Origin of the sequence: Paraferrimonas haliotis (assembly GCF_002282895.1) — a bacterium.
Lineage (GTDB): Bacteria > Pseudomonadota > Gammaproteobacteria > Enterobacterales > Shewanellaceae > Paraferrimonas > Paraferrimonas haliotis.
In genome coordinates this window covers 179,438-193,021 of the sequence record NZ_NRRB01000003.1, presented here as the reverse complement: position 1 = coordinate 193,021, position 13,584 = coordinate 179,438, and the positions used below count along the sequence as shown (strand labels likewise).

The 13,584-nt window shown below is 46.5% G+C and carries 12 protein-coding genes and 3 tRNA genes; 13 read left to right on the top strand and 2 right to left on the bottom strand.

Annotated features, from left to right (window positions below):
- The 3 genes from CLC91_RS07605 to CLC91_RS07595 all read left to right on the top strand — a co-directional run bounded on the left by CLC91_RS07605 (position 1) and on the right by CLC91_RS07595 (position 1,454).
- On the top strand, positions 1-450 hold the full coding sequence (locus CLC91_RS07605) for a YaiI/YqxD family protein (RefSeq protein ID WP_095498320.1): 450 nt from the start codon (positions 1-3) through the stop codon (positions 448-450).
- 110 nt (positions 451-560) lie between these two features.
- On the top strand, positions 561-887 hold the full coding sequence (locus CLC91_RS07600; RefSeq protein ID WP_095498319.1) for a hypothetical protein: 327 nt from the start codon (positions 561-563) through the stop codon (positions 885-887).
- 81 nt (positions 888-968) lie between these two features.
- Positions 969-1,454 (top strand): GNAT family N-acetyltransferase, encoded by a 486-nt coding sequence (locus tag CLC91_RS07595; RefSeq protein ID WP_095498318.1) that lies wholly within the window; start codon positions 969-971, stop codon positions 1,452-1,454.
- Between the two features lies 1 nt (position 1,455).
- On the opposite strand, the gene CLC91_RS07590 is transcribed toward CLC91_RS07595, so the two are convergent.
- On the bottom strand, positions 1,456-2,835 hold the full coding sequence (locus tag CLC91_RS07590) for a diguanylate cyclase domain-containing protein (RefSeq protein ID WP_158220713.1): 1,380 nt from the start codon (positions 2,833-2,835) through the stop codon (positions 1,456-1,458).
- Positions 2,836-2,952: 117 nt separating this feature from the next.
- Between CLC91_RS07590 and CLC91_RS07585 the strand changes: the two genes are divergently transcribed.
- Positions 2,953-3,381 (top strand): secondary thiamine-phosphate synthase enzyme YjbQ, encoded by a 429-nt coding sequence (locus tag CLC91_RS07585; RefSeq protein ID WP_095498316.1) that lies wholly within the window; start codon positions 2,953-2,955, stop codon positions 3,379-3,381.
- Here CLC91_RS07585 and folD read toward each other — a convergent pair.
- Positions 3,378-4,235 carry a bifunctional methylenetetrahydrofolate dehydrogenase/methenyltetrahydrofolate cyclohydrolase FolD gene (gene folD / locus CLC91_RS07580; protein ID WP_095498315.1) on the bottom strand — a complete coding sequence of 286 codons (858 nt, stop codon included), beginning with the start codon at positions 4,233-4,235 and terminating at the stop codon, positions 3,378-3,380. The genes CLC91_RS07585 and folD overlap by 4 nt on opposite strands.
- A gap of 215 nt (positions 4,236-4,450) precedes the next feature.
- Between folD and CLC91_RS07575 the strand changes: the two genes are divergently transcribed.
- From CLC91_RS07575 to CLC91_RS07535, 9 genes are all read left to right on the top strand, one after another.
- Positions 4,451-4,527 (top strand) — tRNA-Pro (locus CLC91_RS07575).
- A 33-nt stretch (positions 4,528-4,560) separates the two neighbouring features.
- A tRNA-Arg gene (locus CLC91_RS07570) sits at positions 4,561-4,637 on the top strand.
- Positions 4,638-4,649: 12 nt separating this feature from the next.
- Positions 4,650-4,725: transfer RNA gene (locus CLC91_RS07565), tRNA-His, on the top strand.
- 227 nt (positions 4,726-4,952) lie between these two features.
- Entirely contained in the window at positions 4,953-6,263 is a 1,311-nt protein-coding gene (gene tig / locus CLC91_RS07560; RefSeq protein ID WP_095498314.1) for a trigger factor, read from the top strand.
- 88 nt (positions 6,264-6,351) lie between these two features.
- Complete coding sequence (gene clpP, locus CLC91_RS07555; RefSeq protein ID WP_095498313.1) at positions 6,352-6,960, top strand: ATP-dependent Clp endopeptidase proteolytic subunit ClpP; 609 nt, start codon at positions 6,352-6,354, stop codon at positions 6,958-6,960.
- Between the two features lie 92 nt (positions 6,961-7,052).
- A complete protein-coding gene (clpX, locus tag CLC91_RS07550) occupies positions 7,053-8,330 on the top strand; it encodes an ATP-dependent protease ATP-binding subunit ClpX (protein ID WP_095498312.1) in 1,278 nt (425 codons plus the stop codon).
- A 184-nt stretch (positions 8,331-8,514) separates the two neighbouring features.
- Positions 8,515-10,872, top strand: a complete 2,358-nt coding sequence (gene lon / locus CLC91_RS07545) for an endopeptidase La (RefSeq protein ID WP_095498311.1) — start codon at positions 8,515-8,517, stop codon at positions 10,870-10,872.
- 256 nt (positions 10,873-11,128) lie between these two features.
- A complete protein-coding gene (gene hupB / locus CLC91_RS07540) occupies positions 11,129-11,401 on the top strand; it encodes a nucleoid-associated protein HU-beta (protein ID WP_095498310.1) in 273 nt (90 codons plus the stop codon).
- A gap of 140 nt (positions 11,402-11,541) precedes the next feature.
- Positions 11,542-13,407, top strand: a complete 1,866-nt coding sequence (locus tag CLC91_RS07535) for a SurA N-terminal domain-containing protein (RefSeq protein ID WP_095498309.1) — start codon at positions 11,542-11,544, stop codon at positions 13,405-13,407.
- The last annotated feature ends 177 nt before the right edge of the window (positions 13,408-13,584 follow it).

Genomic DNA, 13,584 nt, shown 5'->3' with positions numbered 1-13,584 from the left:
ATGACTATCTGGGTTGATGCTGACGCTTGCCCAAGCGTTATCAAGCAAATTTTATACAGAGCCGCCGAACGCACCCAACAAAATTTGGTGTTAGTGGCCAATCAAACGCTAACTGTGCCACCTTCGAAATTTATTCGTGCCATTCGAGTCAGTGCTGGCTTTGATGTAGCGGACAATGAAATCGTCGCCCGCACTGAGGCTAATGATCTTGTCATCACCGCAGACATTCCATTGGCGGCGGAAGTCATTGAAAAGGGCGCGATAGCACTGAATCCTAGGGGCGAGCTCTACACGCAACATAATATTCGTCAGCGTCTAAATATGCGCGATTTTATGGACACATTGCGCAGTAGCGGTGTACAAACAGGCGGACCGCCGCCACTGTCGCAAAGCGAGCGACAAGCGTTTGCCAATGAGTTGGACAAATATTTAGTTCAGTTTGCTCGTTAACTCATGAACATCATTTCACACAAACCCAGTTAAGCTTCACACAAACATTGTTGCGAAACGAGCCATACTGCTGTTAACAATAACTCAACAACGGTAGGCTCGAGGTCGTCATGGAATACCCCATTGTTCCTTATACCGCTAAACCAACACTTAGCCGCAAACAATTAATGCTGAAAAAATTGGCCAGCATGGCCGACACGCCTTGGAAAAAGTCCTTACTCACTTTGTTTGTCACCAGTAATATTACCGCAACGGCAGCCATTCCTGTTGCGGGTGGTATAGGCGCCGCGTTTGAACTGGCGGCTGAAGATGTGGCGCTGTTGTGCGGAAGCATTTGGGGCGGCAGTGAAGCCGTATGTTTCGGTTCGGGTTTGCTCCTTGGCAAAGAAGTTATTTCGGTGGTGAAGGATACGGTTAAGCTTGTTTTTGGTAAGTAATTTTTATCTCATTTAACTATTGGAAACTTACCTAAAATGACTTAGGTTAGATGCATAAAATGGACTTATAAATCGAACAACATGCCTCAATTAACAATTCAACCTATTTCTAAAGAACAGGATGCAGCCATGGCTGACATCATTTTAACCGTCGGTGAAGAATTCGGTGCCATTGGCGTTGGCTATGGCCCAAGCGATGCAGAAGTAAACGCACTAAGCGAACATTACAGCGAAGCTGAGCGTCAACAATATTGGGTGGCATTGCTTGACGATGAAGTGGTTGGTGGAATCGGAATCGCACCGCTTAACGGCCATCAAAACGTAGCAGAAATGCGAAAATTGTTTTTAAGCAAAAAGTCTCGCGGGCTTGGCCTGGGCAGAAAACTGAGTTTGTTAAGTCTAGAGTTCGCCAAGGAACAGGGGTTTAGTCAATGTTATTTAGACACGCTTTCGTCCATGGGGGCGGCGATAGCCCTTTATGAATCTATAGGCTTTAAACGTTTACCTAAACCACTGCCCGGTACCATTCATACTGCCTGCGATGTATGGATGCTCAAAACATTGTAATTTAACAGTCGAACTCAATTTCAAAACGATTACCGCCGGCGTTTTTTGCTCGATACATGGCTCTATCGGCCCGGGCAATTAACTGCCGATTGGTGCGCTCGGCGCACGGGAAGTAGCAAGCGCCAACACTCACCCCAATTTGCAATTCATTGCCGTCTATCGTGATGGGCAGGCACAAGCTTTCAATCAGTTTTTCACACACCCGCTCTAAACTCTCATCGGCACTGACATTGGGTAGCAACACGATGAACTCATCACCGCCAATTCGACAAATAGTGTCGTTTCGGCGCAACAATGCAGACAGGCGCTTGGCGATGACGGTTAATACCTGATCGCCAACATCGTGACCAAATTGATCATTAATCGGCTTAAATTTATCGAGATCGAATACAATCAAGCCCCCGCGGGTTTGATAGCGATGGCAGTAATCGAGCGCTTGCTCGAGGGTTTCATCGAAGCTTAAGCGGTTAGGTAAGCCGGTTAAGGAATCTTGGCGGGCTAGCTGATTGGCTTTCTCATAGCTGGCTGCGGCAAAAAAGCTCACAGAGGCCATGATTAGACTGATAATGGTGTTGCCAAAATAAAACGCCCAGTGCAATTGCGTAGCTCGTTCCCAGCCTTCCACCGGTATCGCCGCCAATACCCAACTTCCGCTAGGCAGCGCAACTGATAACAGCTGCGGGTTGTGCTTAAAAATATCTGGGTTGCCGTAAAACACAGCGCCGCTACTACCTTGGCCATCAACCCCACGTATGGCGATGTTTAGATTGCGCTCAGCGCTTTGTAATTGTGCTTGTTGGTACAACTGCTCAGTGTCGATGACGATACTCACCAATCCCCAATAGTTGAGGCTGCCTTGCTGTTCTTGAAATATCGGTTTACGGCTAATGATGCCTTCGCCACCCTGTATTAAGGCAATGGGGCCCGCCACCACAATGTCATTGCTTTCCTTAGCCGCTAGCACCGCTTTGCGCTGGTGTTCAATGGCTTCTAAGTCCACCCCGATAACGGCCTCATTTCCTTGCTTTGGATAAACGTAACGAACCACATTTTGCGGAGCTAGGCTGATATTGCGAATGCCTGGTTCTCTGTCGAGTATGGCTTTAGCAATGTTGATGAATTGCGATTCATTGAGGTTGTGCTGGGTAGCAATGAGGGCGTCAATGCCTTGGGTAAGGAATACGGAGGCATTAATGCTTTGCTCGAGGCGGGCGCGGACATCCGATAACCGATAGCTGACTTCCTGCTCAACAATTTCTTGTTTACGTTCAGCGCTTACTGTAATTAAAAAACTGTTAGCGATGAACACCCCTAATGCAACAATGAAGGCCACTCGAAAAGGCACAATGTATTGCTTTATTATCCGTATTGGTGACTTCAAATCATATTCCTTTACTGCTTTTAATCGATAATAAATCAAACGCCTAAGATTAGTCGACTGAAACTTGTTTAAAGCTGCTACATTATGCTTTAGTGATAACTCATCGAGACAATAGCTATGTCGTTCTATGTTCAGAAAAAGCTTGTTCTTAAAAGCCGCCGGCGAGGCTTTCATTTAATAGACGAGGAAATTCTTCAGCAATTACCTGAGATTAGTTCTATTAAAAGCGGCTTATGTCAGCTGTTTTTGCAACACACCAGCGCGAGCTTAACCATCAATGAAAACGCCGATCCCAGTGTACGCGTTGACATGGAGGCTTACTTCAATCGGCAAGTGGCAGAAGATAATAGCTACTTTACTCATACCTATGAAGGCAGTGATGACATGCCGGCCCATATAAAATCGAGCCTACTTGGAGTGAGTCTAACCATACCCATCAGCGACGGACGTTTGGCGTTAGGTACTTGGCAAGGAATCTACTTGGGAGAGCATAGGAATGACGGTGGCGCTCGCAAATTGCTGGCCACCGTACATGGGGTAGACTAGCGGTCGTGATACTGCTCACAGGCAAATAACGTATTTTCCATAAGGCTCGCAATTGTCATGGGACCCACACCGCCGGGTACCGGAGTAATGTGACCAGCATGAGCGCTGGCGGCGTCAAAGTCGACATCTCCCACTAAACGGCCATCCGGTTGGCGGTTAATACCCACATCAATCACAATGGCGCCGGGCTTAATCCAGTCTCCAGGAATAAAGTGAGGTTTACCAACCGCCACGACCACTAAATCCGCTTGTTGAATTTTGCCTTTCAGATCTTCGGTAAAGCGGTGACAGGTCACCGTAGTACACCCCGCTAATAATAACTCAAGCGTCATCGGGCGACCGACAATATTAGAAGCACCCACAATAACCGCATCTAAGCCGTGAGTTTTAATGCCGGTAGACTCAATTAAGGTCATGATCCCCATTGGCGTGCAAGGGCGCAAAACAGGAATGCGCTGAGCTAAGCGACCAATGTTGTAGGGATGAAAGCCATCTACGTCTTTATCGGGACGAATTCGCTCAATGACTTTTGACTCTTCAATATGCGCAGGTAAGGGCAGTTGTACCAAAATACCGTCGACTTCAGGATCCTCATTCAGATCATCGATAAGGGTGAGTAAATCCTGCTCCTTGGTATCGCTTTCTAGGTCATAAGAACGAGATAAGAAACCAATTTCTTCGCAAGCGCGTCGCTTGCTGCCCACGTAAACTTGCGATGCCGGATCTGCGCCAACTAAAATAACGGCGAGACCGGGAACGCGCTTCCCTTGGTTGCGGCGTTGTTCTACTTTGGTTTTGAGCTGTAGACGCACGGTTTTAGCAATGGCTTTTCCGTCAATAATTTGAGCTGGCATACGATGTCTGATTCCTTGAACAACACGAGTCGATTATAAGCGGCGCTATTTTAACAGTAGCGAGGCAGGCTGTCATGGACTAAACCTAAACAGAAAGCTGTAAAATTGAGCACTCAAAAAAACTTTATAAAAAAGTGTTTGACGAGGCGAAGGGAGTCCAGTAATATCCGCATCCGTTCCCGATGAGCAATCGAGAACGTGCAAGAGCAAGACGTCGGTGATTAGCGCAGCCTGGTAGCGCATCTGGTTTGGGACCAGAGGGTCAGAGGTTCGAATCCTCTATCACCGACCACTTTTCAAAGAAGCGTCGGTTAGCTTCGACACTGCGCCCGTAGCTCAGCTGGATAGAGCATCCGCCTTCTAAGCGGATGGTCGCAGGTTCAAGTCCTGCCGGGCGTGCCAAAGTTTTCCGTGGTGGGCGTAGCTCAGTTGGTAGAGCCCCGGATTGTGATTCCGGTTGTCGTGGGTTCAAATCCCATCGTTCACCCCATTATTCCCAAAAAAAGCAGCTTAATTAGCTGCTTTTTTTATGCCTGAAATTTCCCCAATTAAGCGGCTATAAACCAGTGCTGGTAACTAGCGGCATAGCTGGCTATAATGTCGCGTCCTAAAAAATGGACCAACTTCGTGCAGGCAATGCCCGCGAAGAAAGATTAAAGGCAATTGAGCTGGTGCGAACATCGTTTGATTGCCCAACCCACTTATTGAGGTAAACCAATGAAAGTTTCTGTTGAAACCACCCAAGGTCTAGAGCGTAAAGTTACCGTTAGCGTACCTGCAGACCAAATCGAAACCCAAGTTACTCAGCGTGTTCGTCAAGAAGCTAAGCGCGCTCGCATCGACGGCTTCCGCCCTGGTAAAGTGCCAGTGAGCGTGATTCACAAGCGTTATGGCCAAGCGATTCGCCAAGAAGTAATGGGCGAAATTATGCAACGCAGCTTCTACGAAGCCATCATTGCAGAGAAACTAAACCCAGCTGGCGCTCCTACCTTCGCTCCAGGTGAAGTGAAAGACGAAGAATTTAGCTTTGAAGCCACTTTCGAAATCTACCCAGAAGTTGAATTAGCGGATCTTGACCAAATCGAAGTTGAAAAACCAACTTGTGACGTAAAAGATGAAGATGTTGACGCGATGATCGAAACTTTGCGTAAGCAACACGCGACTTACAAGTCTGTTAAGCGTAAAGCTAAGAAAGGCGACAAGGTTAAAATGAACTTTGTTGGCACCATCGACGGTGAAGAGTTTGAAGGCGGTAAAGCAGACGACTTCGAATTGGAGCTAGGCTCTGATCGCATGATCCCTGGTTTTGAAAAAGGCATCATTGGTAACAACGCCGGTAATGACTTTGAAATCGAAGTAACTTTCCCAGAAGATTACCACGCAGAAAACTTAAAAGGTAAAGACGCTAAATTTGCGATCAACCTACTCGAAGTTAACCAGCAAGTTCTGCCTGAAGTAGACGACGAGTTTGCTACTTTGTTTGGTATCAGCGAAGGTGGCCTTGAAGCGCTACGCGCAGAAATCACCAAAAACATGGAGCGCGAACTTGATCAAGCGCTTAAAGCCAACATCAAAGAGCAAGTGCTTAACGGTTTAGTTGAGAAAAATGAGATTGCCGTACCTTCTGCTTTGGTTGACAATGAAGTTAACGTACTTCGCCAACAAGCTATGCAGCGCTTTGGCGGTCAGCAACCAGCAAACATGCCTGAGTTGCCAGCGGACTTGTTCACCGAACAAGCTGAGCGTCGCGTTAAAGTTGGCTTGCTACTAGGTGAAGTCATCAAAACCAAAGAGCTAGAAGCGAACGACGATAAAGTAAATGCCTTGATTGAATCCATGGCGTCTGCTTATGAAGATCCTTCTGAAGTAGTTAAATACTACAATGGCAACCAAGAGCTTATGCAGCAAATGCGTAACGTTGCTTTAGAAGAGCAAGCGGTTGAAGCAATTCTAGAAACTGCTAAGGTAACTGATAAAGAAGTTCAGTTCGAAGAGTTCATGAATAAGGCAAATGCTCAACAACAGTAATTGGGCATTGACTTAGACGTTCATTCGTCACTTATAATGGCTCGTATGAGACTTCTCATGCGAGCCTTTTTGTTAGGGAATAACCAGTATGAATAATGACCCAAATGCGCTTATGAACGCACTTGTTCCAATGGTCGTAGAGCAAACCTCTAAAGGTGAGCGCTCTTACGACATCTACTCTCGACTGCTAAAAGAGCGAGTCATCTTTTTGGTGGGGCAAGTAGAAGAGCACATGTCCAACCTAATTGTGGCACAGATGCTATTCTTAGAGTCAGAGAATCCGGACAAAGACATTTACTTGTATATTAACTCGCCAGGCGGTTCGGTAACGGCGGGCATGGCAATCTATGACACCATGCAGTTTATCAAGCCGAATGTGTCTACGGTATGTATGGGGCAGGCTTGCAGCATGGGTGCTTTCTTATTAGCGGGTGGAGCTAAAGGCAAACGTCATTGCTTGCCGAACTCGCGAGTGATGATTCATCAGCCGCTTGGGGGATTCCAAGGGCAAGCGTCTGACATTGCCATTCATGCGCAAGAGATTTTAGGCATCAAAAACAAGCTGAATGAAATTCTTGCAGACCACACGGGGCAGCCGTTAGAGGTCATTGAGCGAGACACAGACCGCGACAACTTCATGAGCGCTGAGCAAGCGGTAGAATACGGCTTAGTAGACTCGGTGCTAACCAAGCGCTAGTTGATAGGGCTGATTATTGAGTCAGCTAAATGAACTAAGTGGCTTTAGACTAATCAAAAATAGCAGAACTCGCTGCAATAAGAGGTAGTTGAATGAGTGACATAAAAGACGATGGCGACAACAGTAAGTTGCTCTATTGTTCTTTCTGCGGCAAAAGCCAGCATGAAGTTCGCAAATTAATTGCGGGACCATCCGTTTACATTTGCGACGAATGCGTGGATTTGTGCAACGACATCATTCGTGAAGAAATTAAAGACATTTCGCCCAAGCCTGAGTCGGACAAACTGCCGACACCAAAAGAAATTCGTGCTCACCTCGACGATTACGTTATAGGGCAAGAACGAGCTAAAAAGGTGCTAGCGGTAGCGGTATATAACCACTACAAGCGTTTGCATAACGGAGATAGCAAAGACGGTGTTGAGCTGGGCAAGAGTAATATTCTACTGATCGGCCCTACCGGCTGCGGTAAAACCCTGCTTGCTGAAACCATGGCTCGCCTACTTGATGTGCCGTTTACCATGGCCGATGCAACCACATTAACCGAAGCGGGTTATGTTGGGGAAGACGTTGAGAACATCATTCAGAAACTGCTGCAAAAGTGTGACTATGATGTGGAAAAGGCGCAGCGGGGCATTGTTTATATCGATGAGATCGACAAGATTTCTCGTAAGTCCGACAACCCATCCATCACCCGTGATGTATCCGGCGAAGGGGTTCAGCAAGCGTTGTTGAAACTCATTGAAGGTACGGTTGCGGCGGTGCCGCCTCAAGGCGGTCGTAAACATCCGCAACAAGAGTTCTTGCAGGTGGATACCTCTAAGATACTGTTTATTTGTGGCGGTGCGTTCGCTGGGCTTGATAAAGTCATTGAGCAACGGGCACACGTGGGCACAGGTATTGGTTTTGGCGCAGAAGTGAAGTCTCGAGATGAGCAAGCAACCCTGACTCAAATGTTCGCTCAAGTGGAGCCAGAGGATCTGGTCAAATACGGATTAATTCCAGAATTTATTGGCCGACTTCCGGTACTAGCCACTTTAGAAGAACTGGATGAAAGCGCGTTGGTGCAGATTCTTGATGAGCCTAAGAATGCGTTAACCAAACAATATGGCGCACTATTTGCCATGGAAGACGTGGATTTAGAGTTTCGCGAAGATGCGCTTAAAGCTATCGCCCGTAAAGCGATGGAGCGTAAAACCGGCGCTCGGGGTTTGCGATCAATTGTCGAAGGTGTGCTGTTAGATACCATGTATGACTTGCCATCAATGGACGACGTCAGCAAAGTGGTTATCGATGAAACCGTTATTACCGGAGAATCTGATCCTTTGCTTATTTACGAAAGTAAAGAAAAGCAAGCGGCCGCCTCTGAGTGATAAATGCGCAATCGAGTCTAATAAACTCACTAAAGGAGCCTCAATTGGCTCCTTTTTTATTTTCAGCCATTGAAACCCCATCATTCGACCCAATATACTCAGATAAGCCAGATCACAAAACGATGCATTAATGTAGAGTGAAAGTGACCAAACCCTTTCAAAGCATTAGAATTGGAATCTTATAATGACCCAAGAAAGCGCGAATCGATTAGAGTTACCCGTATTGCCTCTGCGGGATGTCGTGGTCTACCCACACATGGTTATTCCTTTATTTGTTGGACGCGAGAAGTCCATCAGTTGCCTCGATGCCGCCATGGCTCAAGACAAGCAGATAGTGCTTGTTGCGCAGAAAGATCCCGACTTAGACGACCCGCAAATTGAAGACATTTATGAAGTCGGCACCCTCGCCACCATTCTGCAACTGTTAAAGCTGCCTGATGGCACCGTTAAGGTGTTGGTGGAAGGCGTAAAACGCGTCACCATTAATCGTTACATCGAAGGCAATGAGTTCTTCGTCGGCAATGTTACTCCACTGGATGCCAAGCCGATGGACGAACGGGAAGAAGAAGTGCTGGTTCGCAGTGCTGTGACCCAGTTTGAAGGCTATATCAAGCTCAACAAGAAAATTCCACCGGAAGTGTTAACTTCATTGTCAGGTATTGATGAAGCGCCCCGACTTGCCGATACCATGGCCGCCCATATGCCGCTGAAGCTTGAAGATAAGCAAACCGTTTTGGAAATGGTGGAAATCAGCGAGCGTCTTGAGTACTTGATGGCCATGATGGAGTCTGAAATTGACTTGCTGCAAGTAGAAAAGCGCATCCGCTCCCGCGTTAAGAAACAAATGGAAAAAAGTCAGCGGGAATACTATTTAAATGAGCAAATGAAGGCCATTCAAAAAGAGCTGGGTGACTTAGATGAAAGCAACGACGAATTTGAACTGCTGGACAAGAAAATTAATGATGTCGGCATGTCCAAGGAAGCCAAAGAGAAAGCGTTAGCTGAGCTTAATAAGTTGAAAATGATGTCGGCCATGTCAGCGGAAGCAACCGTGGTGCGCAGTTACATTGATTGGATGACTAACGTACCTTGGAAAAAGCGAACTAAGGTTAAACGCAACATTGCTAAAGCGCAGGACATTCTTGATACCGATCACTATGGTTTAGAAAAGGTCAAAGAGCGCATTTTAGAGTACTTAGCCGTACAAAGCCGTGTTCGACAGCTTCGTGGACCCATTTTGTGCTTAGTTGGGCCTCCAGGTGTGGGTAAAACCTCTCTAGGCCAGTCGATAGCAAAAGCGACGGGCCGCCAATACGTGCGTATGGCTCTGGGTGGGGTACGTGACGAGGCCGAAATTCGCGGTCATCGTCGTACTTACATTGGCTCTATGCCGGGCAAAATCATTCAAAACATGGCGAAGGTTGGGGTGAGAAACCCGCTGTTTCTGCTCGATGAAATCGATAAGATGAGCTCAGATATGCGCGGTGATCCAGCTTCTGCTTTGTTGGAAGTGTTGGACCCAGAGCAAAATACCGCCTTTAACGATCACTATTTAGAAGTGGACTACGATTTGTCCGACGTCATGTTCGTTGCCACCTCTAACTCGATGCATATTCCAGGTCCTTTGCTTGACCGAATGGAAGTGATTCGTCTGTCCGGTTACACCGAAGACGAAAAACTGAATATTGCCAAAGAACACCTGGTCTCTAAGCAAATGGATAGAAACGGCCTGAAAGCAGGTGAAGTGGACATTCAGGACAGTGCCATTGTGGGTATTATCCGTTACTACACCCGAGAAGCCGGCGTTCGTTCTTTAGAACGGGAAATTTCTAAAATTTGCCGCAAGGCGGTGAAGAATATCTTGCTGCAAAAAGACTTGAAGCAAGTTACGGTCAGTGGTGATAACTTGAAAGACTATTTGGGTGTTCAACGATTTGATTACGGTAAAGCCGAATCCACCAACCAGGTTGGACAGGTAACCGGTTTGGCATGGACCGAAGTGGGTGGTGATTTACTTACCATTGAAACCACCTCAGTTCCTGGCAAAGGCAAGCTGACGTACACCGGCTCTTTGGGCGATGTGATGCAAGAGTCGATTCAGGCGGCGCTAACCGTGGTGCGTAAGCGCGCTGAGCATTTGCGAATTAACAGCGATTTTCATGAGAAGCGAGACATCCACGTCCACGTTCCAGAAGGTGCTACACCAAAAGATGGGCCATCTGCGGGTATTGCGATGTGCACGGCATTGGTTTCAAGCTTAACCGGCAACCCGGTGAGAGCGGATGTAGCCATGACAGGGGAAATCACCTTACGTGGTGAAGTACTGCCCATTGGTGGCTTAAAAGAGAAGCTGTTAGCCGCTCACCGTGGCGGTATTAAACGGGTACTGATTCCTCACGACAACGAACGGGACTTGCAGGAAATCCCAGAAAACGTGAAAGCGGATCTCGAAATTCATCCGGTAAAATGGATTGATGATGTACTGGAATTGGCGCTAGAACAGTCGCCAAAGGGTTTCAGTGTTGAAAAAAGTGCCAATTAACGCATTATTTTCGCATTTTTTTGAAAAAAAATGGGAAAAGGGGCTTCCCAATTGAAATTCTTGTGGTAGATTGAATTTGTGGAACGGCCGGTTAGCCTTGTAACCCTTGCGCCAACTGGCTTTGCGAATTATCCAAATTTATTTACTTAGACTTTCATTGAAGTCTTAATAATTTTTTTATTAATAGTAGTAAAACTCCGCCACCCGCACTAAATTGGAGTTGGTTGCGGCATAAAAATAAACTTAAGGGGATGACATGAACAAATCTCAACTAATCGAGAAAATCGCTTCTGGTGCAGACATTTCTAAAGCGGCTGCTGGCCGTGCACTAGACTCTTTCATTGACGCAGTTACTGAAGGTCTTAAAGACGGCGACAAGATTTCTCTAGTTGGTTTCGGTACTTTTGAAGTTCGCCAACGTGCAGAGCGCACTGGTCGTAACCCACAGACCGGTAAAGAGATCAAGATTGCTGCAGCTACTATTCCAGCATTCAAAGCAGGTAAAGCTCTTAAAGACGCAGTAAACTAAGTCTTTTAGGAAGCTCACAGCTTTCGTAGATTAAGGCACCTTTTAGGTGCCTTTTTCATTGCAAAAGGGTAGAATCCTAAGCGCATCTAAAATCGGTGCGCACTTACAATTAATACGCGATACGCGAGCGAGAAATCCAAATGTTAGAAAGAATCCGCGAAGGGGCTCAAGGCCCAGCAGCGAAGATTATCTTAATCCTAATTATCTTGTCATTTGCCGTTGCTGGGGTAGGCAACTATTTGACAGGCAGTAACGAAGTTGTGGTTGCGAAAGTTAACGATGTCACCATTAACGCCCAATCTTTAGAACAAGCTTATCAAAATGAGCGAGCTCGTTTAGAAAACCAGTTGGGTGACATGTTCGATTCGTTGGCCGCGGATCCTAACTATTTGGAAAGCATCAAATCAGGTGTTCTAGACCGCTTAGTTACCAAAACCGTGCTAGAAGAAGCGGCGCGCGATTATGGTTTGACGGTTTCAGATGACATGGTGCGCGACACCATTCGCTCGATGGAAGAGTTCAAAATTGACGGACGTTTTAACAACGAACGTTACTTGGCTTTGATTCGTCAAATTGGCATGAACCCGAATACTTTTAGCGAGCTTATTCGTACCGATCTTATTCGTACTCAATTGGTGAGCGCTATTACCAATAGTGAATTTGTACTACCGGGTGAATCTCAAGCACTGGCTAACCTAATGGCTCAAACCCGTGACGTATCCTATACGCTCATTGATGCCGAACCACTTAAGGCCGATATTGACGTTAGCGATGAACAAATTAATAAGTACTACCAAGATAATCTTTTCCAGTTTAATGCTCCGGAACTGATTTCGCTTGAGTACGTTGAGCTTAATGCCGCTGATCTTGCTGACGGCATGGCGGTGACTGATGAAGAAGTTCAGCAGTACTACCAAGACAATCTGAATCAATACGTTACTCCTGAGAAGCGTTTGGCCGCGCATATTTTGATCAGCAATGATACCGACAACGCTGAGCAGAAAGCACAAGATATCTACGCCAAGCTACAAGCCGGTGAAGATTTCGCAGCGCTTGCCAAAGCCGAATCCGATGACAGCTTCAGCGGCCAAAACGGCGGTCAACTGGATTGGTTTGAGAAAGGCGTCATGACACCAGACTTTGATAAAGCCTTATTTGAGACTGCTAAAGGCGAGTATTCAAGCGTATTTAAGTCTGACTTTGGCTACCAAATCGTTAAAGTACTTGATGTTCAAGAGCGTGCGCAAGCCAGCATTGAACAGGTAAAAGAAGACGTCATCGCTGAGTTGAAGCAAGACAAAGCGGCAAATAACTTTTTTGCCCTGCAACAGCAATTGGCGGACATCAGCTACGAAGTGCCTGATACGCTAACGGAAGCGGCACAAGCCATCGATGCTGAAATTAAAACAACACCTTTGTTTAGCCGTAATAATGCGCCGGCTCCGTTTAACAGCGCTGATGTGTTAGCTATTGCGTTCTCTGGTGAAGTGCTTGATGAGCGTATGAACTCAGAAGTTGTCGAGCTGGGTAATAACCACGTAATGGTGATGCGGGTTAAACAGCACCAACAAGCGGGCACTATGCCGTTAGAAGAGGTGTCTGAGCCTATTAAGCAGCAGCTACTGCGTGAACAGGCCATTGCTAAAGCGAACATATTAGCCAGCAGCATTGCCGAACAAGTTCGTCAAGGTGTACCAACCATGGAGCAATTTGAAGAGCATAAAGCCTTAGCTCGATTCGGTACTGACGTTGACAACGCCATTGTCAATAAAGCCTTCCAAATGGGTCTTGTGGATGGCAAGCCTGCGGTTGACACCGTAGAGTTGGCTAATGGGGTAGCCGTTATTCAGGTTACTCAGATAAATGATGAAGCCACTGACGATGCGCAAATGATTAGTGCGGTTGCTGAGCGCATTCAGAATCAACTGATTGAAAGCGAATACAACGGCATTGTAGGCGTGCTAAAGGCCAAGGCCGCCATTAGTTACCCAGTACAAGCACAGTAATCGAGGCATATGATTTCAAAAGGCGCTAAATGCGCCTTTTTTGTTGCGACAAAGTTAAGTTGTTAACAAATATACGTTTGAAGAAATGGATTCTGTGTCACAAGTTTACGATTCGATTGGGGCAAATGAGTGCTGGATCTTATTTTGCGTGATCTTATTAGGTGAAAGGCATTGGTA